At 68.4% G+C, this 22,026-nt stretch carries 22 protein-coding genes and 2 pseudogenes; 12 read left to right on the top strand and 12 right to left on the bottom strand.

Annotated features, from left to right (window positions below; translation table 11 throughout):
- Positions 1–31 precede the first annotated feature (31 nt).
- From CNR27_RS03960 to CNR27_RS03935, 6 genes are read right to left on the bottom strand one after another with little or no spacing between them, the layout of a single operon-like run.
- Positions 32–1,969 carry a response regulator gene (locus CNR27_RS03960; protein ID WP_096297032.1) on the bottom strand — a complete coding sequence of 646 codons (1,938 nt, stop codon included), beginning with the start codon at positions 1,967–1,969 and terminating at the stop codon, positions 32–34.
- Positions 1,959–2,825 (bottom strand): sensor histidine kinase, encoded by an 867-nt coding sequence (locus CNR27_RS03955; RefSeq protein WP_096297031.1) that lies wholly within the window; start codon positions 2,823–2,825, stop codon positions 1,959–1,961. Before CNR27_RS03955 ends, CNR27_RS03960 begins: the two co-directional genes overlap by 11 nt.
- Positions 2,822–3,835, bottom strand: coding sequence for an ATP-binding protein (locus CNR27_RS03950; RefSeq protein ID WP_096297030.1), 1,014 nt, complete (start codon positions 3,833–3,835; stop codon positions 2,822–2,824). Before CNR27_RS03950 ends, CNR27_RS03955 begins: the two co-directional genes overlap by 4 nt.
- Positions 3,826–4,224 (bottom strand): anti-sigma regulatory factor, encoded by a 399-nt coding sequence (locus CNR27_RS03945; protein ID WP_096297029.1) that lies wholly within the window; start codon positions 4,222–4,224, stop codon positions 3,826–3,828. The genes CNR27_RS03950 and CNR27_RS03945 overlap by 10 nt, the downstream gene beginning before the upstream one ends.
- Positions 4,221–4,586: an STAS domain-containing protein gene (locus CNR27_RS03940; protein WP_096297028.1), complete on the bottom strand. Its 366-nt coding sequence runs from the start codon at positions 4,584–4,586 to the stop codon at positions 4,221–4,223. The genes CNR27_RS03945 and CNR27_RS03940 overlap by 4 nt, the downstream gene beginning before the upstream one ends.
- Before the next feature lies 1 nt (position 4,587).
- Positions 4,588–5,439 carry an STAS domain-containing protein gene (locus tag CNR27_RS03935; protein WP_096297027.1) on the bottom strand — a complete coding sequence of 284 codons (852 nt, stop codon included), beginning with the start codon at positions 5,437–5,439 and terminating at the stop codon, positions 4,588–4,590.
- Positions 5,440–5,723: 284 nt separating this feature from the next.
- Between CNR27_RS03935 and CNR27_RS03930 the strand changes: the two genes are divergently transcribed.
- Positions 5,724–6,908 (top strand): extracellular catalytic domain type 1 short-chain-length polyhydroxyalkanoate depolymerase, encoded by a 1,185-nt coding sequence (locus CNR27_RS03930; protein WP_179948218.1) that lies wholly within the window; start codon positions 5,724–5,726, stop codon positions 6,906–6,908.
- Positions 6,909–6,942: 34 nt separating this feature from the next.
- Complete coding sequence (locus CNR27_RS03925; protein WP_096297025.1) at positions 6,943–7,284, top strand: nuclear transport factor 2 family protein; 342 nt, start codon at positions 6,943–6,945, stop codon at positions 7,282–7,284.
- A 150-nt stretch (positions 7,285–7,434) separates the two neighbouring features.
- Here the strand turns inward: CNR27_RS03925 and CNR27_RS03920 are convergent, their stop codons facing one another.
- Complete coding sequence (locus CNR27_RS03920) at positions 7,435–7,773, bottom strand: hypothetical protein (protein ID WP_096297024.1); 339 nt, start codon at positions 7,771–7,773, stop codon at positions 7,435–7,437.
- Between the two features lie 255 nt (positions 7,774–8,028).
- Between CNR27_RS03920 and CNR27_RS03915 the strand changes: the two genes are divergently transcribed.
- From CNR27_RS03915 to CNR27_RS03900, 5 genes are all read left to right on the top strand, one after another.
- Complete coding sequence (locus tag CNR27_RS03915) at positions 8,029–9,492, top strand: alginate export family protein (protein WP_096297023.1); 1,464 nt, start codon at positions 8,029–8,031, stop codon at positions 9,490–9,492.
- Between the two features lie 10 nt (positions 9,493–9,502).
- Complete coding sequence (locus CNR27_RS03910) at positions 9,503–10,798, top strand: serine hydrolase domain-containing protein (protein WP_245815747.1); 1,296 nt, start codon at positions 9,503–9,505, stop codon at positions 10,796–10,798.
- 146 nt (positions 10,799–10,944) lie between these two features.
- Positions 10,945–11,208, top strand: coding sequence for a class I SAM-dependent methyltransferase (locus CNR27_RS15550; RefSeq protein ID WP_199730920.1), 264 nt, complete (start codon positions 10,945–10,947; stop codon positions 11,206–11,208).
- A 198-nt stretch (positions 11,209–11,406) separates the two neighbouring features.
- Positions 11,407–11,832, top strand: coding sequence for a hypothetical protein (locus CNR27_RS15545; RefSeq protein ID WP_222843130.1), 426 nt, complete (start codon positions 11,407–11,409; stop codon positions 11,830–11,832).
- Entirely contained in the window at positions 11,810–12,922 is a 1,113-nt protein-coding gene (locus tag CNR27_RS03900) for a sensor histidine kinase (RefSeq protein ID WP_096297021.1), read from the top strand. The genes CNR27_RS15545 and CNR27_RS03900 overlap by 23 nt, the downstream gene beginning before the upstream one ends.
- A gap of 131 nt (positions 12,923–13,053) precedes the next feature.
- On the opposite strand, the gene CNR27_RS15425 is transcribed toward CNR27_RS03900, so the two are convergent.
- On the bottom strand, positions 13,054–13,215 hold the full coding sequence (locus CNR27_RS15425) for a hypothetical protein (RefSeq protein WP_179948217.1): 162 nt from the start codon (positions 13,213–13,215) through the stop codon (positions 13,054–13,056).
- A 969-nt stretch (positions 13,216–14,184) separates the two neighbouring features.
- Here CNR27_RS15425 and CNR27_RS03885 point away from each other — a divergent pair.
- Positions 14,185–14,450: pseudogene (locus tag CNR27_RS03885) on the top strand (SDR family oxidoreductase); the annotation flags it as partial.
- A gap of 293 nt (positions 14,451–14,743) precedes the next feature.
- Here the strand turns inward: CNR27_RS03885 and CNR27_RS03880 are convergent.
- On the bottom strand, positions 14,744–15,853 hold the full coding sequence (locus tag CNR27_RS03880; RefSeq protein WP_096297018.1) for an aldo/keto reductase: 1,110 nt from the start codon (positions 15,851–15,853) through the stop codon (positions 14,744–14,746).
- Between the two features lie 113 nt (positions 15,854–15,966).
- On the opposite strand from CNR27_RS03880, the gene CNR27_RS03875 reads away from it, so the two are divergent.
- From CNR27_RS03875 to CNR27_RS15670, 3 genes and pseudogenes are all read left to right on the top strand, one after another.
- The gene (locus CNR27_RS03875; RefSeq protein ID WP_096297017.1) at positions 15,967–16,860 is read left to right on the top strand and encodes a LysR family transcriptional regulator; all 894 of its coding nucleotides are present in this window, start codon (positions 15,967–15,969) and stop codon (positions 16,858–16,860) included.
- Between the two features lie 251 nt (positions 16,861–17,111).
- Positions 17,112–17,336 (top strand): hypothetical protein, encoded by a 225-nt coding sequence (locus CNR27_RS03870; RefSeq protein WP_245815746.1) that lies wholly within the window; start codon positions 17,112–17,114, stop codon positions 17,334–17,336.
- A gap of 142 nt (positions 17,337–17,478) precedes the next feature.
- Positions 17,479–17,661: pseudogene (locus tag CNR27_RS15670) on the top strand (SDR family oxidoreductase); the annotation flags it as partial.
- Between the two features lie 5 nt (positions 17,662–17,666).
- Here CNR27_RS15670 and CNR27_RS15535 read toward each other — a convergent pair.
- Positions 17,667–18,302, bottom strand: coding sequence for a GGDEF domain-containing protein (locus CNR27_RS15535; RefSeq protein ID WP_222843129.1), 636 nt, complete (start codon positions 18,300–18,302; stop codon positions 17,667–17,669).
- Positions 18,242–18,886, bottom strand: a complete 645-nt coding sequence (locus CNR27_RS15530; protein WP_222843128.1) for a hypothetical protein — start codon at positions 18,884–18,886, stop codon at positions 18,242–18,244. Before CNR27_RS15530 ends, CNR27_RS15535 begins: the two co-directional genes overlap by 61 nt.
- Before the next feature lie 722 nt (positions 18,887–19,608).
- On the opposite strand from CNR27_RS15530, the gene CNR27_RS03855 reads away from it, so the two are divergent.
- Positions 19,609–20,658, top strand: coding sequence for a DUF2776 family protein (locus CNR27_RS03855; protein ID WP_096297015.1), 1,050 nt, complete (start codon positions 19,609–19,611; stop codon positions 20,656–20,658).
- A 134-nt stretch (positions 20,659–20,792) separates the two neighbouring features.
- Here CNR27_RS03855 and CNR27_RS03850 read toward each other — a convergent pair whose 3' ends face one another.
- Entirely contained in the window at positions 20,793–21,878 is a 1,086-nt protein-coding gene (locus tag CNR27_RS03850) for an NAD(P)-dependent alcohol dehydrogenase (protein ID WP_222843127.1), read from the bottom strand.
- Positions 21,879–22,026 lie beyond the last annotated feature (148 nt).

Here is a 22,026-nt window from a genome sequence, read left to right as displayed (position 1 = left end):
CGTGGAGAATCTTCCGCAGGCGGACGGGCGATCAGACGCCGCGCAGCATCAGGAAACTCTCACGCACCGCATTCAGCAGTTCCTTGAGATTGAACGGCTTGGGCAGCATGCCCATGCCGTTGCCGAGGAAACTCTGGCGGTTCTGCGCGTTCTCGGCATAGCCGGTGATGAAGAGCACGCGGATGTCGGGCAGGCGTTCGAGCACCCGGTCAGCCAGTTCCCGGCCGCTGATGCCGGGCAGGCCGACGTCGGTCAGCAGCAGATCGAAAGGGCGGTCCGCGGCCTCGACCGCGGCCAGCGCGTCGCTGCCGTTGGCGCAGGCGACAACGTCGTAACCCGCATCGAGCAGCGCCTCCATCGCCATCGCGCGCACCATTTCATCGTCATCCACGAGCAGGATGCGCTCTGCGCCGCCGGCGGGCGCCTGCGGCTCGACAGCAGGCTCGGTCTGCGGCGCCTCGCCGCGGGGCAACAGCACTTCGATCGTCGTGCCCTCGTCGACCACGCTGCGGATGCGCGCGGTGCCGCCACTCTGGCGGGCGAATCCATAGGTCATCGACAGGCCGAGCCCGGTGCCCTCGCCGATCGGCTTGGTGGTGAAGAACGGCTCGAACACCTTGTGCACGATCTCGGCTGGAATGCCGGGGCCGTCGTCGGTGACGGTCAGGCTGACGTACTCGCCGGCCTCGAGATCGGCCGACTGCGCAAGCGACACCGGCCGCGCGGCAATCGTGATGCGTCCCGCGCCCTTGAGCGCATCGCGTGCATTGATCGCCAGGTTCAGCACGACGTTGTCGAGCTGGTTGGGATCGGCGACCGCGATCAGCGGCGCCTGCGGCATGTCCAGCGACAGCTGGATGTTCTCGCCGATCGACTGGCCGAGCAGCGCCGACACCGCCTCGATGCGCGCGCCGACATCGAAAGCCACCGCATCGAGCGATTGCTTGCGGGCGAACGCGAGCATGCGCTGGGTCAACGCGGCCGCCCGCAGCGCGGCGCCCACGCCCAGCTCCACATAACGCGGAACCCGGTCGAGGCGGTCGCGCTCGACCGCGGTGCTGATCATGTCGAACGCACCGATGATGCCGGTGAGCATGTTGTTGAAGTCGTGCGCGATTCCGCCGGTCAGCTTGCCGAGCGAATCCATCTTCAGCGCCTGCTGCAGCTCGATCTCGGTGCGCTCGCGCTCGGCGATCTGCAACGCGAGTTCGCTGTTGGCCGAATCGAGCTGGCGACGCTGCGCCTGTTCGCGTGCGTGCTGCTCGGTCTGGTCGTCGACATACAGCAGGCCGACGCCGGGCTCCTTGTAGGGGGTCACCCGCCACTCGGTGACGCGCACGCCGCCGGGCATCTGCAGCCGGAAGGTACCGCGCCAGCCATCGTCGCTGCGCAGCGCGTCCTGCAGCTCGGACACCGGCTGGTCGCCGAACAGGGCCGACAGCGTCTGCACGCCGGCCTCGTCCATCAGGGCCTTGAACGCCGCGTTGGCCTCGCGCACCTGGAGGTCGGCGGCGACCGCGGCGATCGGCGCACCGATATGTTCGAAGATCTCGCGGAAGCGGGCCTCGCGCGTGTGCAGCGCATCCTCGGCCCGGCGCACGCGCAACAGCGTACGCAGCGTGGCCATCAGCACGTCACGGTCGACCGGGTGGATCAGGTACGCATCCGCGCCCGCCTCCAGGCCGGTGATCAGGTCACCGGTCGCGATCGATGCCGCCGATACGTGCACGACCGGCAGCAACGCGGTGCGTGGCGAAGCCCGCAGCGCGCGCACCACGTCGAAGCCGCTCATGTCGGGCAGATTGACGTCCAGCACCAGCGCGTCGTAGGCCGCATCTGCCAGCCGTGCCAGGCCTTCAGTGCCGGTACCCGCTTCGTCCACCTGGCAGCCGTGGAACTCGAGCACGCGACGGATGGAATATCGCGTGGCGACGTTGTCGTCCACCACCAGCACACGGTCAGGCGCCATCGTCGGATACCCCCGGTTGGAGCTTGATCGGCAGGGTCACGTAGAACTCCGAGCCTTCTCCGAGCTCGCTGTGCACGCCCACGGAGCCATCGAGCAGTTCGGCGAACCGCCGGCACAGCGCCAGGCCCAGGCCGGTGCCGCGCAGGCGCTTCTGGATCGGCGAATCCACCTGCACGAAATCCTCGAACAGCGCGCCGAGCATGTGTTCGGGAATGCCGATACCGGTATCGCGCACGCTGAAGCGGATATGCCCCTCGTCCTCCATTCCCGCCGACACGGTCACCTTGCCGTTCGGGGTGAACTTGAGCGCATTGGAAATGAAGTTGCGCAGGATCTGCGCGAGCTTGGTGTCGTCGGTGTAGAGCATCGGCAGGGACGGCGGATCCTCGAACACCAGCTCCACGCTGCCCGCGCCCTCGACCAGCGGCCGGAACATGCCGCGCAGCGCCGAGAACAGATCCATCAGATCGAACCAGGCCGGCGAGATCGAGATGCGGCCGGCCTCGATCTTGGCCAGGTCCAGCAGGTCATCCACCATGTCGCGCAACTCCACCGCGCCGGCATTGATGAAGCGCACCTGCTTGAGCTGTTCGGCATTGAGCGGACCGTCCAGGCCGTCCTCGAGCAACCTGGTCATGCTGAGGATCGAACCCAGCGGCGTGCGGAATTCGTGGCTCATGTAGGACAGGAACCGGCTCTTGAGCTCGGAGACTTCCCTGAGCTGCTCGGCCTGCTGGTCGAGCTCGGCGTACAGCGCCAGCACGCCCTGGTTGGTTTCGTCGAGTTCCGCGCGCAGCGCGGCGTTCTCTTCGAGCGCCCGGGCCAGCTCGGCGGCGGTTCCTTCGATGTCGCTCATGCCCGTCCTCCCAGGCGGATCGCGAGAATTCCCGTGTCGTCCCGGCCGCGGTTGAAATCGCGATGCAGCACCGCCGCCACCAGCGCAGGATGCCGATACGCCAGTCCTTCGTACCGGGCGAGGCTCCAGCGTGCCTGCAGCCCGTCACTGTGCATCAGCAGCAGAGCGTCGGTGGGAACCTGGAACCCGAAGGCCTGCACGCGGCGGTAGTTGCCGCCGACGATACCCGGATGCGACGGCATTCCGCGCGAGGCGCCGCCTTCATGCACCGCGGCCGAAATGTTGCCGATACCGGCGAACTGCCCCAGCCGGGTGTCCCCGTCGAAGCAGAACACCGCCGCGGCGCCGCCGCGCGAGCGGCTCATCCGTGCATGCATCCGGCCGATGATGTCTTCGGCCGCCATGTCGCCTGCATCCGCCGCCGCAGCGACACCCAGTTGGGACGCTTCGCTGGCCGGCAGGCCGTGGCCGAGGCCGTCGACCAATGTGGCGACCAACCGCGGTCCGTTCCACTCCAGGTGCCAGCTGTCGCCGCACACCACTTCGTGGCGCATCGGGATGCGCAGCGCGCCGTAAGGCAGGTCGTTGTCCTTGGCGCGGGCGCCGTAGATGCGCGCCAGCACCACCGCGCCGGCATCGTCGGACCACACGTCCAGCACCGTGGCCTGGCGCTGGATCGCGCCCAGCCCCTGTCCCTGGCTGCCGCCGGTGGAATAGCCGTCAGGCAGGCAGCGCGCGAGCGAGAAGCCCGGCCCGCGGTCGACGCTGCAGATCTCTACGCCCTTGCCCGCCGCGCCCTGCACCAGCGACAGCAGCACGCGCCCGCCCAGCCCGTGGCGCAGCAGGTTGGTAGTGATTTCGGTGGCGGCCAGCGCCACGCGTCCGGCATCGGTCTCGTCGAAATCCGCCAGCGTCGCCAGGCTGAGCGCCTCGCGCCGCACCTGCCCCACCTGCGACGATTCTTCTACCGGTATGACACGCGTGATATGGCCGGAAAAACTTATGCCCATTTCGTGATCGTCACGCGCGTGCCCCGACCGGGCGCGCTGTCGAGCTCGAACACATCGACCAGCCGGCGGGAGCCCGACAGCCCCAGCCCCATGCCCTTGCCGGATGTCCAGCCGTCGGTCAGCGCCTGCTCGATGTCCGGGATGCCGGGTCCTTCGTCGGTGAATTCCAGGCGCACGCCCTTGCGCAGCCCGTCCTGCACGATCGTCCACTGCATCAGTCCGCCCCCGCCGTACACCACCGCGTTGCGCGCCAGTTCGCTCGCCGCGGTGATCAGCTTGGTCTGGTCGACCAGGCGCAGGCCGCAGCCGACCGCCGCCTGGCGCGCCGCCTGGCGCGCCAGCACGACGTCCTGCTCGGTGCGGACCGGCAACTGGCCGCTGGTGTTCATGCGTCGGTGTCGCCGATCTGCTGCAGCAGCTTCATGCCGCGATCGACATTCAGCGCCGTACGCACGCCCGCGAGGTTGAGGCCCAGCTCCACCAGCGTAATCGCGACCGCCGGCTGCATGCCCACCACCACGGTGCGCGCATCCATGATCCGGGCCAGCGCCGAGATCGTGTCGATCATCCGGCCGATGAAGGAATCGACGATGTCGAGCGCGGAGATCTCGATCAGCACGCCGCGCGCGGACGTGGCGCGGATGCGTTCGGTCAGATCGTCCTGCAGGGTCAGCGCCAGCTGGTCGTGCATGTCGACCTGGATGGTGACCAGCAGGATGTCACCCATCTGCAGGATCGGAATGCGCTCCATCTCAGGCCGCCTTGTTCACGGTCACGCCGGTGCGCTTGAGTGCCAGCGCCAGCGCGTCGGCCAAGTTGGCCTTCGTGACGATACCCTGCAGGTCCAGGCCGAGGTGCACGATGGTCTGGGCGATCTGCGGCCGCACGCCGCTGATGATCGCGTCGGCGCCCATCAGGCGGATCGCGGTGACGGTCTTGAGCAGGTGCTGGGCGACCAGGGTGTCCACGGTGGGCACGCCTGTGATGTCGATGATCGCGATTTCCGCGCCGGTCTCGACGATCCGCTGCAACAGCGACTCCATCACCACCTGGGTGCGCTGCGAATCGAGCGTGCCGATCATCGGCAGCGCGAGCACGCCATCCCACAGCTTCACCACCGGGGTGGAGAGCTCGAGCATCTCCTCCTGCTGGCGCTGGATCACCGCCTCGCGGGTCTTCTGGAACGCGGTGATCGTGTACAGGCCCAGCGCGTCGAGCAACTGCGAGATCGCCCACAGTTCCTGGCCCAGCTGCTGCGGCGCATCGGCCATGCCCGCCTGAACTGCCTCGAACAGCGGATGCTTGAGCGAGAAGATGAAGGTCGCGGTCTCGGTCGAGTTGAAACCCTTGAGTACGCGGTCGCGCGAGAAGTCCTCGAGGAAGTTGCGGATATCCGCCCACTCGCGGCCCTGCAGATCGCGGGGCTCGCCGGCGTCAATCGCCTCGAGCAGCAGCTTCCAGAATTCGCGGACCTGGGCGTCGAGTTCCTGCCGCGACGTGCGGCCGTCGCGCGCCTCGGCGACGAGATTGTCCAGCCATGCCTCGCTGATGACGGCTTGACGGTCATTGACGAGCGCGATCGTGCGTTGATTCAGTGCGGACATATGAAAGACCCCTGCCTGGAGATGAGGCGGCCCCGTCAACACGACGTACCGCCGGCCAAGACCGGAAATCCTAACTGAATTCAGTGATGGTCACCGGCGGTCGGGCGGGGTGGCGCAATTGCTGCGCGATCATGTTTTGCGAGTCCTCGCGGTGCCGCCCCGGAGACGGATATACGGAGCGATCGACCGCCCCGACACGGCCGCTGGCCTCCGTTGCTGCAGCGCACTCACGGGTGATGGCATAGCCTGCCGTAGCGGACTTTCCCCACCGCCTGGTAGCCAATGTGAAAGCCTTCGAGAAGCTCGTTCGCCGCTTCGGCGCAGCCTTGCCCGATTCGCCATTGCTGTCGAGGATCCGGCCCGCGTCCGAAGCGGCGCAGACCGCGGCCGCGCGGGCGCAGGACACCCTGCGGCGCGCCTGGAGTTCGGCCGGCCTGGAGGGCGACGGCAGTCCGGCCGCCACCATCCGCAGGACCATCGACGAGGCCCTGGCGAGCGCCGGACTTGCGCCCGCAACGGGCGCGCGGGCCGACGCGCCGACCGATACCGCGCAGGCGCGGGGCGAGCCAGCCCGGGAACAGACGGAGACCGCACGCGGGCGCGGAACGTCGAGCGTCATCGCGTTCCAGCACCCGGCCGGCGCGCGCACCTACACGCTGTACGTACCGCCTGGCCTGGACGAGACCACAGGCGACGGCGTGCCCCTGATGGTGATGCTGCACGGCTGCACCCAGACGCCCGACGATTTCGCCACCGGCACGCGCATGAACGCACTGGCCGACATCCATGGCGTGCTCGTGGCCTATCCGGAACAGACCGCGCGCGACAACGGCTCGCGCTGCTGGAACTGGTTCCGTGCCCAGGACCAGCAGCGCGGCGACGGTGAGCCCGCCGTGCTGGCCGGCATCGTCGAAGACATCGCGCGCCGCCATCGCGTGGACCCGCGGCGTGTGTATGTGGCCGGCCTGTCCGCCGGCGCAGCGATGGCGGTGATCCTCGGCCGTACCTATCCGGACGTGTTCGCTGCCGTCGGCGCGCATTCGGGCCTGCCGTTCGCCGCCGCCCGCGACATGCCCGGTGCGTTCGCCGCGATGCAGGGACACGGCGCCACGCGCCGGACCGATTCCGGCGCCCAGGGCACGCGCGTGCCGACCATCGTGATCCACGGCACCGCGGACCGCACCGTCGCCGTCGACAACGGCCGCGCCATCGTCGATGACGCGATCGCCGCCGGTGCCGGCGCGCGCCCATTGCAACCGGCCACAAGCACGCGCAGCACGATGGGCGGCCGCGATGTCACCCGCACCGGGTACCGCGACGAAGAAGGCCGCGAGTGGGTCGAATACATCGAGATCGAAGGCGCCGGCCATGCCTGGAGCGGCGGCGACCCCACCGGCAGCCATACCGACGCCACGGGCCCGGACGCGTCGGCACTGATCCTGCAGTTCTGCCTCGCGCAGACGCGCTGAAAGCGGGGCATCCATTCCGGCAAGGAGAAGCAGCATGTTGGAGCGACCGGAGGCAATCCTGCGGCAGGCCAATGCGGCCATCGCAGACGGCGACATCGAAGGATTCCTGCGCCATTGCACCGATGACATCCGTTGGACGACGGTCGGTGAATCGACGCTGGAGGGCAAGGACGCGGTGCGCCGGTGGATGGCGGTGGCCTATGCGCCGCCGCCGGACTTCACCGTCACCCGCTTGATCGCCGATGCCGACCATGTGGTGGCGCTGGGCGAGCTGAAGGACAGCGACGACAAGGGTGCTCCGACCATCCGCGCCTATTGCGATGTCTGGCGGTTCCGCGACGGCAAAATGGCCGAGCTGCAGGCCTTCGTCATCTGACGTTTGCGGGCGTTCGCGGATGCGGTGTCACGTCCAGACCGCCCCGCGCCGCGCGGAACCGATGCAGGGCCGGCACCATGCGCGCCGCGCGCCGGTGTTTCCCGAAGCCCGGTCGCACCATGCATCGGCCCGGCTGCATGGCCACCGGGCTCAGTGGTCGTATTCGCGCAGGAAGGTATCGAGCGGCATCAGTGCCGGCGGTGGCAGGTCCTCGTCGAGCAGCGGGGCTGCATGGCGACGCGCGGAGAGCCAGCGGGTCATGAAGCGTCTGGCCTGGGCCGCCGATGCAGCGGTGCCGGCGTACTGCCTGCGCCGCCACTTCAGCCAGTAGCGTCCATCCGGATAGACCGCCCCCACCGCCTGCCCCTTCCACATCAGCATGGTCATGCCCACGCAGGGGCACCAGCGGTAAAGCATCGGGATCACGGGGCGCGCCCGGCGCGGCGCCTCGATCTCCTCCCGCAGCAAGGGGTTGGTCTGCCATTCCATCGGCGCAGCCTGGCCTGTCGGTGCCTCAGCGCCTGAGACCCGGGGCGGCCCGTGCGGTGGCTCGACGCGCACGCGCCGACCGGCGCCACCCCGCAGCCCGCGGATCCGCGTTCGGTCGCGCGGCTTCAAGCTGCGCGCGGCGAAAAAGAACGGACGCGTCGGCACGGCTTGCAGGTGCGTAACCGTCACGTTTCCGGCACGCCTCCAAGCCTAGATTGACGGCGCGCTCCGGCGATATTCGCTCAGGAGGACCTGATGGGTACGCACAGGACGTTGGCGAAGAGCGCGGCATGTGTCGGTCTGCTGGCCTGCATGTTCACCGCCTACGCACAGGACGCTTCCGGGAACACCGCACAGACGGACTCGCGCACGGTGCTCTGGCGCACGGACAACACCACGGTCAACTGGCACGCGGAGGGCGGCCTCAACCTGGTGGCCGAGTACAACCTCTTCTGGGACCTGTCGCGCGTTTACGACCCGCAGGCGAACTTCGGCCCGGACACGCACTGGCTGGAAGGATATTTCAAGCCCGGCCTGAGCTTCGTCCATGAATCCGGCAACCTCGACGTGTACGGCATGGCCTCGGTGGTGGGCTCGTTCACGCGCGGCACTGACGCCTTCGACGCGACCAACAAGGGCGCCACCACGATCGAGTCGGGCTATATCGGCCTGCGCACCCAGGGCGCAGACCCGACCTGGGACGTCTCGGTAGGGCCGCGCGAGCTGCTGCTGGGCGACGGCATGCTGATCGCGACCGGCGGCGAGAGCGGCTTCGAGCGCGGCGCGCTCAAGTTCGGCCCACGCAAGGCATGGCGGCATGCCGCGATCGCCCGCTTCAAGACCGGACCCGGACATCTGACCGCATTCCGCATCGCGCCCAACGAACTGAAGTCCAACGACGGCCACAACCGCCTGGCCGGTCTGGACTGGCGCTGGGACGGCAAGCCAGGCAACTTCGCCGGCGCCAGCTACATCCACGTGCTGAAGTCGACCTCGCCCTACATCCAGGCCGCGCCCGAGGGCATCGGCCCCTCGACGATCATCCCCGGCGGCCGCCATGGCACCAAGGCGCTCAACCTGTATTTCCAGCTGACGCCGACGACCGGGCACCTGCGCAACTGGCTGCTCTCGGCCGACCTGGCCGTCGAGCGCAACCACCGCATCGACCTGCGCGCCTGGGGCGGGCGCGTGCGCGTGGGCTACACCTTCCACGACGTGCACTGGACCCCATCGCTGACCTGGACGTACCAGACCTTCTCCGGCGACAACCCGAACACGCGCGCGCTCGAGCGCTTCGATCCGCTGTATTACGAAGGCTCGCCCGGCAACTGGGCGTCGGGGTCCAAGTCCTCGATGGTGTTCATCAACACCAACGTGCGCAGCAACGAACTGGCGCTCGCGGTCAATCCGACCCAGCGCGATTCGCTGACCGTGCGCCTGGCGCGGCTGGATGCCAACCAACTCAACAGCCCCCTGCAGTTCGGCCAGGCCACACGCCTGGAACGGCTGGGCAGCCGGCTGGCGGTGGTCAATGGCGTGCCGTACACGCACCTGTCCGATGACCTGCTGCTGGAGTACGTGCGCATCATCAATCCGCACGTGTTCCTGACCCTCGGCGTCAGCGTGTCCAGACCCGGCAAGGGCGTCCGCGCGTTGAGCCAGGGACAGAAGACCCCCGACTGGCACGATGCCTTCGCCACCCTGTTCTTCACCTACTAGGGAGCCGTCCGTGACCGTCAGCCCGACAGTGCCTGGCGACGAGGCTCCGCTGACCGCCGCTCAATCCGACCCGACCGTAATGGGCTGGATGCAGGGCTTTCCGCCGCCGCCCGACAAACGGATCACCCAGCCCGACAGCGTGTATTTCAGTTTTCCGAAACTGCGCTGGTCGGTGTGCCACATGCGCCAGCTGCTGCCGAGCGTTGAGGTCAGCCGCGGCCTGGGCAACGCGGTGCCACTGGCGTATGCACCCGGCTCCGAGCGGCAGCGGATGGAGGCCGAGATCGACGCGCTGGTGTTCAAGCCGCTCGACGAGCGCGCGCCGATGACGTGGGAGGAGTCGCTGGGGGTGAACTACACCGACGGCATGCTCGTCTTCCACGACAACCGGGTGGTGTACGAGCGCTACCTCGGCTGCCTGGCCGAGGACGGCCAGCATGCGGTGATGTCGATGACCAAGTCGCTGACCGGGCTGTTGGCGCAGATGCTGGTGGCCGAAGGCGCGCTCGACGAACAGGCGCTCGTGGTGGACCTCGTCCCCGAGGTCGCCGGAAGCGCATTCGCCGACGCGACCGTGCGCCAGGTGATGGACATGACCACCGGCCTGCACTACTCGGAGGACTACAGCGATCCGGAGGCCGACATCTGGAAGTACTCGGCGGCGGCCAGTCCGTTGCCCAAGCCGGCCGGCTATACCGGTCCCAACGGCTACTTCGAGTACCTGCAGCAGGTGCGGCCCGAGGGCCGGCATGGCGAGGCTTTCCACTACCGCACCGTCAACGCCGACATGACCGGCTGGCTGGTCGCGCGCGCGTCCGGCAAGTCGGTGGCCGAACTGGCCTCCGAACGCCTGTGGCGGCCGATGGGCGCCGAGCAGTCGGGCTACATGCTGGTCGACGGCATCGGCACGCCATACGCCGGCGGCGGCCTCAGCGCCGGACTGCGCGATCTCGGCCGGCTCGGCCTGCTGATGCTCAACGAGGGCGAGATCAACGACGAGCAGCTGTTCCCGGCCGAGGTGGTGCGCCACATCCGTGGCGGCGGCGATCCGTCGAAGTTCGGCACCGCCTATCCGGCGCTGATCGGCGGCAGCTATACCAGCCTGTGGTGGGTGTACCCGGGCGAGCACGAGGTGATTGCCGCACGCGGGGTTCACGGCCAGACGATCTACGTGGACTTCACCGCGCGGGTGGTGATCGTGCGCCTGGCCTCGTTCCCCAAGCCCTCCAATCCGCTGATCGACCCCACCTCCATTCCTGCGTTCCAGGTGCTGTGCAGGCATCTGCAGCAGCACCAGCGGCGCTAGCGTCGCGCGCGATGCCCACCACCATCCGCGGTTCGTGCGCCCGCACCGCCGTGAGCGCGGCGCGATGCAGTGCAGGCGACAGCCGAAGCGGCTTGACGCGCTGGATAGGATCGAAGGTGCTGCCACCCGGCGCGAAAGGCCCCGAGATGCAGTCCGACGAACTCGTTGCCCTGTTCGACCAGCAGGCCGCCGGCGACGACCGCCAACGGGCGACGACCGCGGCGATCCGCGACTGCATGTACCCGCTGCTGGCCGGGCTGCCCGACGCAGCGCGCATCCTGTGCGTCGGCGTAGGCACGGGGCCGGAACTTGCCCATCTGGCAAAGGCCTTTCCGCGCTGGACGTTCGTGACGGTCGATCCGTCCGGCGCGACGATCGAGGCCTGCCGTGCCCTGGCCCGACGGCTTTGACGGACGCTGTCACGGGTTCCTGGAGTCGCTGGCCGTCGACACGCCTTTGGACGCCGCGACATGCGTCCTGGTCTCGCAGTTCATCGTGGACCGCGCAGAGCGCGCGCGCTTCTTCTGCGGCATTGCCGCGGGCCTGCGCCCGGCCGACTGCTGGCCAGTTCCGACCTTGCCTTCGATACTGCATCGCCCGCCTACGGGGTGCTGCTGCCCGCCTGGCTGCAGATGATGACGATGGCCGAAGTCGCGCCCGCCGCATTGCAAGGCATCCGCGACACCTACGAGCGGGATGTCGGCGTGCTGCCACCTGCCGACGTGGCCGCGATCCTGCAGGCCGGTGGATTCGCGCGGCGGCTGCAGGTCTTCCAGCCCGGGCTGATCACGGTTGGCTCAGCCGGACACGGCCCGAGCCTTCTCGCGGACGTGACGCTGTTGCGCGGGATCGCAGACGGCGCGCCGGTATCACCGCAGCGGACCGCGAGGTTGGCTGCGACTTTCCGTCCAGTGCAGCGCCGCAAGGGTGTCCGGGCGCCATCGGACATGAATATTGCCGCGACATCCATCGCTTATGCTCTTACCCTGAATGCGTACGGGAGCGAATCAGATGAGACTTGCGGACTTCATTGAGGCCCACGCCCCGCAGATTGTGGAAGGCGCGGCGGAATTCGCCCTTTCCCAGGCCCCGGCGGGCGTCGAACTCAGTGCCAAGGAATTGCGCAACCATCTTCCGCAGATCCTCAAGGCCATCGTGCTCGATCTGCGAAGCACGCAGACCCGCGCGGCGCAGCAAGCCAAGTCGGAAGGTCGTGCGCCGCCGAGCAGCGGGCCGGAATCGGCCGCCAGTTATCACGGCAGGACGCGCGCCGCGGCCGGCTTCGGCCTGAACCAGATGGTGGCCGAGTACCGGGCGCTGCGCGCCGCTGTGCTGCGGCTGTGGGCTGACCACGGCGCGCTCGCGGAATCGGGCGCGGACCTGGTGCGCTTCAACGAGGCCATCGACCAGGCCCTGGCCGAATCCCTGGCTGAATACTCGGCAGAGGTGGAGTCCTGGCGCCAGATCTTTCTCGGCGCGCTGGGCCACGATCTGCGCGGCCCGCTCACGGCGGTCGTGCTCTCCGCCGACATGCTCATGCAGAAGACACGCGGCACGCCGTATGCGCCCTATGTCGAACGGATCTTGAGCGGCGGAGAGCGCATGTCGCAGCTGCTCGACGACCTGCTCGCCTACAGCAGGAGCAAGCTCGGCGTGGGCATGGATCTGCAGCGCGAGATATGCGATCTGCGCGCGGCAGTGGCCGACGAAGTGGAACTCCTGCGGGCCGCCCTGCCTGCCACTTCCATCCAATTCGACGCGGCCGGCACTACGCAGGGCCGGTTCGATGCATCGCGCGTCCGCGAAGCGCTGCACAACCTGGTCACCAATGCTGCCAAGTACGGCGACGCGGACGCAGAGGTATGGGTTGAAGTCACCGGCGATGCGGATTGCGTGCGGATATCTGTGCGCAATGCCGGCGCCCCGCTGACGGACGAGGCCCTGCTTGCGATGTTCGACCCGCTGCGACGGGGCGCGAAGAACGCCTCCGCGGGTGAGCACCTGAGCCTGGGCCTGGGCCTGTTTCTGGTGCGCGAGATTGCCACCGCGCATGGCGGCAAGGTCACCGGCGACTCCGCCGACGGCTACACCACGTTCGTGATGGCGCTGCCGCGCGACGCCTGAGCCGTGCACGCGCGCCTGCGCTGCGGGCGTCGATACGCTGCGATGGCAGGACAGAATGTCGGGCGCAGGACGAGCGCGGCGAGTGCGCGCGGGTCAAGGCTGCCCAACATTGTCAGCGTTTCGGGCAGTTCCTAGCCGCCACCGGCCTCGTTCCTTTTCCGCTCGTCCGCGTCTTTCTTCTCTTGCGCGTCTTTCTTCGCCTGATCGTGGTGCCACTTGATGGCGAAGAACATGCCCGTGCCGAGCACGACCACCTTGAACACGATGAAGACGATGGGGAACCAGTCGTACATGTCTGCTTGTTTCCGGGCGATGATCCGATACCACATGCCGTGAGGTGCGCCCACCGCCTCACACGATTGCCTCGACCGCATTTCTGCAGGCCATCAGAGACCCGAAGTGTGGACCCCTCTGCAGCCTACGCAACGCGACAGTTTGTCGCAGTCGCGGGCTTTGTACATCCTCGGCCGCGGTGCTCCGCCAATATCCGGAGCGAACGCCTGAGTGGCCACCAACGGTATGCGCTGGGCCCAAAGCCGAAGACCATGCCGCTGTCCCGGTGCCTCGTCGGCCACCGCGCCGGGAGCCGTCCCCGCGGCAGGGCCGTCGTCGACCAGGACCCGACCTGACCCGTCGGATCCGCGCATGGTGACCGCCAAGTGCACCTGTTCCTCGGGCGGACGCATGGTCGCCGGGCAAAGGTGAGCTCGACCCGTTATCGCCATCGGGAACCGCGCGGCAATGCGCCATATCCCGCTGCCGACGCCACGCCTTCGGATTCAAACGCGGGCGGTGGCTTTCCGGCCGGCAGTTTTGCCGCTCGCCGCTTTCGCTTTCGCTTTCGCTTTCGGCGCCGGCGATGGCGATGGCGATGGCAGGGCCTGCGCAATCGCTTCGCCCGCCAGTTCGGCCACTGCGACGAGGCGCTCGGCGCTCACGCCCTGGCGCGCCATGGCCGAAAGTCCCGCCAATGTGGTGGCGACCAGGTCGGTCACGCGTTCGGCCTGTTCGGGATGGCGTTGCGCGACGAAGCGGCGGATCGCGCCCTCGGCCGCCTGGTGGTGCGCTGCCGCCGCGCAGCGCGCATCCGGATCGTCGCAGCCCAGCCCTTCCAGCACCATGCAGCCACGTGCCTCGGGCTCGGCGGTGTAGCGCCGCGCGGCCTCGAGCAGCACGGCGGTGAGGGCCACGGCCACCGGCTGGCCGTCGGCAAGCAGCTCATCGAAGGGCACGCCCGCCTCGCGCGAATACTTGGCCAGCGCAAGTCGGCGCTGCAGGGCATGGCACGCGGCCTCGCCCGCGACTTCGGCCCGCGCGGCATCACCGTCAACGTGGTCCAGCCCGGCCCGATCGACACCGACGCCAACCCCGCCGACGGTCCGATGAAGGACCTCATGCACAGCTTCATGGCGATCAAGCGCCACGGCCGCCCGGAAGAAGTCGCCGGCATGGTGGCCTGGCTTGCGGCCCGGAAGCGGGCTTCGTGACCGGGGCGATGCATACGATCGACGGCGCGTTCGGCGCCTGACTCCGGATGCACGGGGCCGGCGTGCGCGCCGGCTCTGACACGCATCGCGGAAGCGATCCGGGCGCAGAACGCGATGTATCGGCCTGGGCCGCCGCTGAGCTGACGACAATCAGATTGCAGCCGCTCAACGCCACCGTGACGTCGCGCAGCTGCGCACGTTCCAGCAGTTCGAGGCGAACATGCGCCGTGCCCGGACCAGCGTCTTGCAGCGCGCTGCAAGACGTGGCCCGGGGTGGCGATAGCGACAGCGAAGCAACGACCACGCTCTGCTGCGCTACTGCAGCTCTGCTGCGCTACCGCTGCCCCCATCCCGTTGCATGGTCGACGCCGAAACGCATGCGCGGCGGCAATTGGAAGATGAAGTAGGGATTGAGCGATGGCGGCCGGCTCGCGTCCTCCAGGCGTTGCTGCTGGGCTGTGGTCAGGGTGATGTCGAGCGAGGCGATGTTCTGCTGCAGCTGGCCGACGCGGCTGGCGCCCACCAGCACTGACGACACGCCGGGCTGCGCCACCGTCCAGGCCAGCGCCACTTCCGCCATCGACCGTTCCTGTTCGGCGGCCACGTCGCGCACCACGTCGACGATGTCGAAGTTGCGCTCGGTGAACAGCATGCCGCCGAAGGGATTGTCGCCATCAAGCCTGCCGTCATCGTCGCCGCGCGCGCTGTCATCCCCCGACGCGTCGACCGGCAGTCGCGAACTGCGCGCGGCATCGGCGAGTTTTTCGCGGCCGTACTTGCCGGTCAGCAGGCCACCGCCAAGCGGGCTCCATGGCACCAGGCCGAGACCGAGCGCGTCGCCCGCGGGCAGCAGTTCCAGCTCCACGCCGCGATCGAGCAGCGAGTACTGGTACTGCAGCCCGACCGGCACCGGCAGCCCGTGCGCCTGCGCCAGTGTCGCCACCCGGGCCACGTACCAGGCGGGCGTGTTGGAAAACCCGTAGTGCAGGATGCGCCCGGCCCGCACCGCGTCGGCGAGCGTCTGCAGCACTTCCTCGGGCGGCGTGATGCGGTCCCAGACGTGCATCCAGTACAGATCGATGTACTCCGTGCGCAACCGGGCCAGCGAGCCGTCGAGTGCGGCGCGCATGTTCTTGGCGCCGTTGCCGCCGCCGTGGGCATTGCCCTGCGTGCGTGGGAAGCCGGACTTCGTCGCCACCACCAGGCGCTCGCGGGTGCCCGCGTCCGCGATGAAGTCGCCGAGCATCGCCTCGCTGCGTCCGTCGCTGTAGAGATCGGCGGTATCGACGAAGTTGCCGCCCGCGTCGACGTAGGCGTCGAACACTGCGCGCGACGCCGCGGCGTCCGTGCCCCAGCGTTGCGCCCCGACGGTCATCGTGCCCAGTGCGAGCGGGCTCACCAGCAGGCCGGAGCGACCGAGGGTGCGGTAATGGGTGAGGTCCATGGCGGTGTCCTGTGGCGTCGCCCCGCGGTGCGGGCTGGACCGACAGCCTAGAAGCCCGGGCCGCGCGTGATTAGCCATTGCCGGACGCATGGGCCTGTGAGCACACTGCAGCAATGCAGCGCAGCCAGCTCAACGATCTGTTCGCCTTCGCCGCCGTGGCCCGCGAGCGCAGCTTCACCCGCGCCGCCGCCGCACTGGGGATCTCGCCCTCTGCCCTGAGCCACGCGATGCGCGGCCTGGAAGCGCGGCTGGGCGTGCGTCTGCTGGCGCGCACCACCCGCAGCGTGGCGCCCACCGAAGCCGGCCAACGCCTGCTGCAGTCGCTCACCCCGGCACTTGCCGGCATCGAGGACGGCCTGACCGCGCTGGACGCCTGGCGCGACCAGCCGCTGGGCGCGTTGCGCATCACCACCTTCAGCTATGTCGCGCAGCGGGTGCTGGCGCCCAGGCTGCCTGCCTTTCTGCTCGCCCACCCCGGCATACAGCTCGAGGTGGTGGTGGAGAACGGCCTGACCGATATCGTCGCGTCCGGCTTCGACGCCGGCATCCGCTTCGGCGACACCGTGGAGCAGGACATGATCGCCGTGCGTGTCGGCCCCGACTTGCGCACCGTCGTGGTGGGCACGCCGGAGTACTTCGCCCGCCATCCCCCGCCGCAGACGCCCGACGACCTGAAAGACCACGCCTGCATCGGCTACCGCCTGCGGACCTCCGGCGGCCTGCTGCCGTGGGAGTTCACGCACAAGAGCCAGGAGATCCGCGTCCGCACCCGCGGCCCGCTGGTCGTCGACGACGTGGAGGTGGCCTTGGCAGCCGTGCGCGGCGGCGCGGTGCTCGGCTATCAGATGGAACAGGACGTGGCCGACGACATCGCGGCCGGGCGCCTGGTGCAGGTGCTGGACGCGTGGTGCATGCCGTTCGCCGGCTGCCATCTCTACCACCCGAGCCGGCGACAGACGCCGCCTGCGCTGCGGGCGCTGATCGATGCGCTGCGCTACGAGGGCTGACGGTGGCAGTGCGATGCGCGGAGAGACAGGGCCGGCCCGAGGTCGTCTGGCCTGTATATTCCGGGCGAGCTGACTTCGCCCGAACAAGTGAACCTAGCACCGTGATCCCGGGCACGCGCCCGCCCGGATTTCGCATTCACAGAAAAACGTCGCCGTTCGACGGCACGTCTCAGCTCATGGTGTAGCCCCACATGCCGGCAACCCGCAAAATCGTTCTGCACTCCAGGAGCGGCCTTCGACCAGGATTGGACTTGCTCGTCGCCGAATGGATCCGCGAAGGCGTCCAGTACGTTGGCGTGGTTGGCCTCGACGCAGAGGACATCGTGGAAGCCATCGACTGGTTCTGCATCGGCGACGGCACCGATCCCTACGAGATGCTGACTGCATCGCACACGGCTCCTGAAACCATGGACGATGCCATCGCCCTGGCCAGCCAGGTGGACTTTCCGGGCGATGTGTCCATCGTCGTGTTCTAGCGCGGCCAAAGCCTTCTTTCCCGGCCACGGTGGCGCGCATGATCGCGGTGGGAACGATGCGATTGACACGGCCCTTGCCGCCCGTCGATTCCGAGCTGAAGCTGCGCAGGCCACCGGTCGCCCGCGACGCGATTGCTTGTTGCCGATCGTCACTTTTGACGCAAACAAGTCACCTGACCCCGTTATTGCCCTCATGCACAGCTTCATGGCGATCAAGCGCCACGGCCGCCCGGAAGAAGTCGCCGGCATGGTGGCCTGGCTTGCCGGCCCGGAAGCGGGCTTCGTGACCGGCGCGATGCATACGATCGACGGCGCGTTCGGCGCCTGCGCTCATGGCGCGGCGCGCACGAGCTCCACGCCCATCTGCAGCGTCGGAACAGGGTCCGAAGCCGGAGAAGGCAATGCCCATTCCACGCGGTTGCGTCCGGCGTTCTTGCCGCGGTAGAGCGCGGCATCAGCGGCCCGCATTGCCCGTTCCCAGGACGCGTGATCGGCGAACCTCTCGGAAATGCCCACGGTAACGGTGCAGCGCAGGTCCTCGTATCCCGGCCCCTCCAGCATGGCCGCCGACTCGACGCTGCTGCGTATGCACTCGGCCACGCGCAACGCGGTCTCTGCGTCGCCCCCCGGGCAGATGGCGGCGAACTCCTCGCCCCCCATCCGACAGACCACGTCGTCCTTGCGCACGGCACCGCGCAGGATGCCGGCGACGGCGCACAGCACGGCATCGCCCACGTGATGCCCGTAGTTGTCGTTGATGCACTTGAAATGGTCGATATCGACCAGCAGCAGGCGCGCACCGGTGTTTCGCCGCCGGAAGCTGGCGTCCAACAGCTCGCCGAGACCACGACGGTTGAGCAGCTGCGTCAGCGGGTCGTGCGCGGCCACACCACGGAGCGTGTCTGTCAGGCGACGCAGCACGAGCCAGACGATGGCCGGCGGAATGATCGTCGCCAGCGAACACATGTAGACATAGAAGACCATCTGGAACCGGCCATCCATGCGCAACGCCGGAAGGCCCCGGCCAGGAGCTTTTCGAGCTTGAGCACGTTCAACACGCAGATGCCGCCGATCAGCACGATGAGCAGCAAGGCCTCCCCGCGCATGTCGCGGGCGAAGCTGCGCATCCCCGCCGCCAGGGCCACCACCATGCACGCGAAGCTCAGAGCGCAGGTCGCCGACAACGCCGCGTAGCGTGCCACCGATCCCCACAGTGCATGCAGCATCCACTGCACCAGCGCATATCCCAGCGCAACCCCGATCAGTGGCCACAACAGCGGCACCTGACGACCAAAGAAGCGCGCACCACCCACGCTGTAGGCGAGCAAGGCGCACAGGGTGAACGAGTGATTCACCACACTCATCCAACTCCACCCGGCCGGGCCCTCCAGCAACTGCAGCACATACGCGAACCCGAGCAGCAGATTGCCCATCGCGAATGCGTCCGTCCCCATCTTCGCGGCGCCCAGGCGCCGGCTGATGAGCAGGAACATCGCTGTGAAGCTCAGCAGGTAGACGCACAGCATGCCGACGAGGAGGGTGGCGATCATCGGATGTTCGACAGGACCAGGGCGGAGGTGCCTGCCCGCACGCGAACGCTTGCAGCAGGACCCCGCGGCGGGAAGGGAAATCGCGGCGGCGAACGGTACACCGTCCAAGCGACCGGGTCACAGTCGCACCGGCGGGCCATGACGCCTCCACAAGAGCGGCGGCGAGTCCGAGAACTTGAGGCCCCATGGCCGGATGAAGCACGCGCCCGTCGAGGCACGTCGGCGACCACCGCGCAAAGGCGTGCGCACTGCGCCCGGGCCCTGAGGCGATTCGGCCCTCGAGGCGCTCGAGCACCCACATTGGCGCCTGAGGAGACCAGGCATGGCCGACGCGTCGGCCGGAAGCATCGCAGCGCCGTGATGGCATTCGGGCTACCTTGATCGGCAGAATGGCGATGGGTTGCCGGCGCACCCTTGAGCGAGACCGGCGCCCGCCGCGCGTGCACCGATTCGAGATCGTGCCGGTGTCGCTCACCAACGTCGAGAATGTGGGTGTATCGAGGCGCGACGCGAACATGCGCGGCGGATCACCACGATCTCATCGCCTACCAGGGCATGTCTCGTCTTGATGGGGCGCGGAGCCCGTCTGGCGGTCACTTCCCGCCCGCGCAATCGGGTTCGTCCAGGCCACCGTCACCGGGTCTGAAAGCACTTGTCGCGGCGGACATGCAGGCATAGCGTGGAGCCCTGCACTCCAGTGGCCTGACCCGGGAGAACGCGCGATGAACTTTGGCATCAGCATCCTGTTCCGGGCCATCCCGCTGCTGATGGGCCTGGTCTGCCTGGGCCTGGGCTGGTACGTCTACAGCGGCGGCAGCGACGCGGATCACCGGGTCGCCGGGCACGTCCTCATGTCGCTCACCGCCATCTGCGTGGCGCTGTTCACGACCGCGGCAATGATCATCCGCCAGATCACCGGCACCTTCGCCCCGCGCTGGAAGGTGCTGCTTCCGATCCTGGGCTACAGCGTGGCGACGGCGACGGCGGTGTGGGGCCTGGTCGTGCGCGGCGGGCCGTCGGCGCCTGACTTCGTCGCCGGGCACGTCATGTTCGGGGTAGCGCTGATCGGCGCGTGCGTCACCACGGTCGCGGTCGCGTCCAGCGTGTTCAGCCTGATCCCCGTCAACAGCGCGGGGCGCCGCGAGGACGGGCCGCCGCCGGGCGCCTATGGCCGCGAGATCGCCATGACGCTGATCTTCGTGCCCGTGGCCGCGGCGCTCGTGCTGGCGGTGTGGGCAGTGGTGCTGCTGGGCGACGCCTCGCAAGCGCCCAAGTACGTCGCCGGGCACGTGATGCTGGGGCTGGCGGCAATCTGCGCCTGCCTGATCTCGCTGGTGTCCACGGTCACGCGCCAGGTGCGCAACGAGTTCGGTACCCGCGAGCGCTGGCTGTGGACGGCGTGGGTGCTGCTGCTTGGCAGCCTCGTGATTGTCTGGGGCCTGTTCGTGCTGTTCGGTTCCGACCGGCCCGAACGGCTTGCCCCGGGCTGCGTGCTGATCGGCCTGGGCCTGATCTGCTACAGCATCTCGTCCAAGGTCTTCCTGCTGGCCGCAGTCTGGCGGCGCGAGTTCGCGCTGGCCAACCGGGTGCCGCTGATTCCGGTATTCACCTGCCTGTCCTGCCTGTTCTTCGCCGCCTTTCTCACCGAGGCCGTGGCGACCCAATCAGGCCTGTTCGTCCCGTCGCGGGTGCTGGTGGGCCTGGGCGCGGTGTGCTTCACCCTGTTCTCGATCGTCTCGATCCTCGAGGCGGGCACCTCGCGCAAGGCCTGAGCGCTGCGCGGCATCAGCGGATTCGCCCCGACGCGAGACGGCGTCGCATACGCGCTCGGCCATTTGCCATGCAGCGCCTCATCAGCGGCCGCAGGGCGAGGCGATGCCTCGCCGCTATGCCGCTCCAGGGATCGTCAGGGAATGATCGCGATCTTCAGCACGCCGTCGCGCTGGTTGGCGAACAGGTCGTAGGCCTCGACGATGTCGTCGAGCCCGCGTTCGTGCGTCACCATCAGGCCCAGATCGAGCCGGTTGGCGGCGATCACGTTCATCAGCCGGCGCATGCGTTCCTTGCCGCCGGGGCACAGCGCAGTACGGATGGTGTGGTCGCCGAGTCCGGAGGCGAACTGCTCCAACGGGATGTGCAGGTCTTCGGAGTAGACGCCCAGGCTCGACAGGGTGCCGCCGGGGCGCAGCACCTTCATCGCCTGCGCGAACGTGGCCTGGGTGCCGAGCGCCTCGATGGAACCGTCGGCGCCCTTGCCCCCGGTGAGCTTCATCACCTCCTCCACCACGTCGACCTCGCGGAAGTTCAGCGCCACGTCCGCGCCCAGTTGCCGGGCGATGTCCAGGCGGTGGTTGTTGCCATCCACGGCGATGATGGTGGTGGCGCCGAGCAGGCGCGCACCGGCAGTGGCGCACAGGCCGATCGGCCCCTGCGCAAACACAACCACCGTGTCGCCGATGCGGATGTTGGCGTTCTCCGCGCCCTTGAAGCCGGTGGACATGATGTCCGGGCACATCAGCACCTGGGTGTCGGTGAGTCCGTCGGGAATGGGCGCCAGGTTGGCCTCGGCGTCGGGCACCAGCACGTACTCGGCCTGGGTGCCGTCGATCCAGTTGCCGAAGCGCCAGCCCGCGGTGGCCTTGTAGCCATGCGCGCCGCACTTGCCTTCGGGAATCAGATAGCTGCCGTCCTGGCTGGGCACGCCGTCCTGGGCGGCGTAGCTGTTGAAGTTGGGGCAGATCGCGCCGGCGATCACCCGCTGCCCCTCGCGGTAGCCCTGCACCGCGCTGCCGAGCTTCTCGATCACGCCGACCGGCTCGTGTCCGATGGTGAGCCCCGGTGCGACCGGATACTCGCCCTTGAGGATATGGATGTCGGTGCCGCAAATCGTGGTGGTGGTGATGCGCATCAGCGCGTCGTTCGGACCGACGTCGGGAATGGGCTTGTCGACCAGTTCGATGCGCCCCTTCTCGATGAAGGCGGCGGCTCTCATCATGCGTGCCATTGGTGTGCTCCTGCCGGCCTGGGTGTGGCGGGGGTGGCGGACCATCAAGACGCAGGTTGTCGGCACGCCGGGACCACTCATAAGGCCGCGAACGTTAGGTTGCCGAGACGATCGCGCTGAATACTGATGCGACTGC

The organism is Luteimonas chenhongjianii, from assembly GCF_002327105.1.
Taxonomy (GTDB): Bacteria; Pseudomonadota; Gammaproteobacteria; order Xanthomonadales; family Xanthomonadaceae; genus Luteimonas; species Luteimonas chenhongjianii.
Note: the sequence above shows the minus strand (reverse complement) of the source record. Positions and strands in the feature narration are given on the sequence as shown.